We start from the raw sequence: 2,826 nt of genomic DNA, 5'->3' as shown, positions 1-2,826 counted from the left end.
GTGGTGTTGGCAATAACAAAGTGCAGCAGTTCGCCGCCTGCGGCGGCCGGATGTCCTTTCCGCTGCGCTGCAAGGCCACCGCTGTCCACGGCGTTCAGGCTGTAGAAAAACCTCCTGATCTATGGTTTTATCGGGTTATCCGGTTACAAGTAAAGGAGGCCTTGGCATGGCCCGGTTCAAACACTACGACTACAACCAGATGTCGATGGTGGTGATCAACTACCTGGAACAGATCCAGCCTGGTACCTTCGAGTTTGCCCTGCATTACCTGATCTCTGAAAAGCTCGATCTCTCTGCTTTTCACCAGCCTTACAAAAATGATGCTGAAGGCCGCCCAGCTTATGATCCGGCCATTCTTTTAAAGATCATCCTGTTTGCCTACTCCAAGGGCATCACCTCCAGCCGTGAAATCCAGTGGTGCTGCGACACCAACATCATCTTCAAGGCTTTGTCCTGTGATACGGTTCCACACTTCACCACCATTGCTCATTTTGTCAGCAGCCGCAGCCAGGCCATTGAAGCCCTGTTTGAGCAGGTGCTGCTGATCTGTGACCAGCAAGGACTACTCGGCCATGAACTCTTTGCCATTGATGGCTGCAAAATGCGCTCCAATGCCTCCAAAGAATGGTCAGGCACCTTTAAAGAACTGGAACAGAAGCGCCAGAAACTCAAACGCCTGATCCGTCATCACCTCAGTGAACATCAGGAAAAAGACAGCTGGGAAAGTGAAGAAGAACTGGATCGGGAGATCCGCAAAGCCAAAACCATCCTGACCCTGAACGAAGCCGCTGAAAAGGTTGACCGCTTCCTAAAGACCAACACCCCAAGGACGGGGCAGAGTAAACGAGGCAAGGAAGTGAAGAGCAACATCACCGACAACCAGTCGGCCAAAATGACCACCAGCAAAGGCACCATCCAGGGCTACAACGGCGTGGCTGCGGTTGATAAAAAACACCAGATCATCATAGATGCCCAGGCCTTCGGTGAAGGACAGGAACACCACACCCTGCAGCCGGTATTGGAAAGCATCCAGTCGCGTTACAAGCGACTGGGCATCAATGACAACCTCTATAAAGAAGGCATCATCGTTACTGCGGATACTGGCTTCGCCAACGAGGCCAATATGAAATACCTGCACCAGAACGGCATCAACGGCTACATCCCTGACAACCAATTCAGAAGCCGCGATCCCAAGTTCGCTCACCAGAAAGAAAAGTACGGCAAACGCCACCAGACACCCGGCAAACCCGAAGCCAAACCACTGATCCCGGCCAGCGAGTTCCAGTTCGACCCCATCAACCTGATCTGTATCTGTCCTGCTGGCAACCAGGTCAGCCATCGGGGTACAAGAGCCAACGACCAAGGTGTTCCCACCGCCTATTTTGAAGGCAGGTTGCTGCAATGCCGGAACTGCAAGAAAAAACACCAGTGCATGAAGAACCCGGCATCAGCCGACCACAGAAATGGGGCCGGACGCCAAGTCAGCTTCCCTCTTAATGACAAACGGCCACCGAGCTACACCGACTGGATGAAACACCGTGTGGATAGTCCCAAGGGCAAACAGATTTACAGCCACCGCATGTCGGTGGTTGAGCCTGTCTTCGGCAACATCGGCACCAACAAGGGACTGAACCGCTTCAGCCTGAGAAGCAAAACCAAGGTGCAAGGGCAGTGGCAACTCTACTGCCTGATCCATAACATTGAAAAGCTGGCCCACTATGGCAAGCTGGTTCAATAAAGCAGCAGAACAAGGCTCAGGCCAGCCCTAAAAAGCAGCGCTGAAAGCAGCATAAAAACGGGCTTACAGAGGCCAATGCCTGAAAAGGGCAGAAACACAGGATCAACCAAGGGTTGCCGACAAAAACCGGCAATAGAGAATGAACAACAGAGAACGAGCTGTTGGTAGGGAAAGCTGGCTGGTAAGAGGTTTTTCTACAGGCTCGTTAGCCCTTTCTAGTAGCTTGCACTAAGTGATCCATTGGATTACTCTGTATCCTATGCTGACTACGATTACCGAACTTCCAGAATACATTAAGCGAGCAGACTCACTGCTTACTGACTTTGAGCGCAGGGCTGTCATTGACTACCTTGCGGAACATCCGCTGGCTGGTGATGTGATGGAGGGTACAGGTGGGATTCGTAAGCTTCGCTGGGGTAGAGGGAGCAAGGGTAAAAGTGGTGGTGTGCGAGTCATTTACTACTACCATGACCAGCGTATACCTCTGTACTTGCTTACGATGTTTGGCAAAGGTGAGCGAGCAAATTTATCGAAAGCTGATAGAAATGCGCTTTCCAGGTTGGTCAGCATTCTTGTTCGTACCGCATTGGAGGTAAATCATGGCTAGTGCATATGAGAGTATTGCTCAAGGCTTGCAGGAAGCGATTGAATTGAATCAAGGTGGCAAAGTTGCTGCAAGAACACATCGTCCTGAGCCTGTTAATGTTGCTGAGATTCGGAAAAACTTGGGTATGACGCAAATGGAGTTTGCTTCCAAGTTTTGTATTAGTGTTGCGACGTTAAGGCACTGGGAGCGTGGTGATCGTATACCACATGGCCCTGCACTTGCGTTATTGCACGTTGTTTCAAAAGAGCCTCAGGCTGTATTGAGAGCTTTGGGTTAACAAAGCGCAGCAGTACGCCGCCGTTGGCGGCCGGAAGCCATTTCGCTGCGCTTCAATGGCTCCGCTGTGCGCGGCGTTAAATACCTATGAATATACGTCAAACAAAACTTGTTAATGGCCAACTAAACTGACCCTCTTCTGGCCATTAATTTTGACCCACCTCCGGGGTGGCTTTGGCCACCAGAACCAGTACCTTCCCTGAAT

The 2,826-nt window shown here is 51.1% G+C and carries 2 protein-coding genes; both read left to right on the top strand.

The window, feature by feature from the left end; genetic code table 11:
* Positions 1 to 166: 166 nt before the first annotated feature.
* On the top strand, positions 167 to 1,738 hold the full coding sequence (locus tag BT114_RS14770; protein ID WP_072327270.1) for an IS1182 family transposase: 1,572 nt from the start codon (positions 167 to 169) through the stop codon (positions 1,736 to 1,738).
* 599 nt (positions 1,739 to 2,337) lie between these two features.
* Positions 2,338 to 2,622, top strand: coding sequence for a helix-turn-helix domain-containing protein (locus tag BT114_RS14760; protein WP_072327269.1), 285 nt, complete (start codon positions 2,338 to 2,340; stop codon positions 2,620 to 2,622).
* Positions 2,623 to 2,826: the final 204 nt, after the last annotated feature.

It is taken from the genome of Marinospirillum alkaliphilum DSM 21637 (assembly GCF_900119735.1).
Lineage (GTDB): Bacteria > Pseudomonadota > Gammaproteobacteria > Pseudomonadales > Halomonadaceae > Marinospirillum > Marinospirillum alkaliphilum.
Note: the sequence above shows the minus strand (reverse complement) of the source record. Positions and strands in the feature narration are given on the sequence as shown.

Excerpts from the sequence above, each read along its gene's own strand:
- BT114_RS14770 (WP_072327270.1), top strand. The coding sequence starts at position 167 with ATGGCCCGGTTCAAACACTACGACTACAACCAGATGTCGATGGTGGTG.
- BT114_RS14760 (WP_072327269.1), top strand. The coding sequence starts at position 2,338 with ATGGCTAGTGCATATGAGAGTATTGCTCAAGGCTTGCAGGAAGCGATT.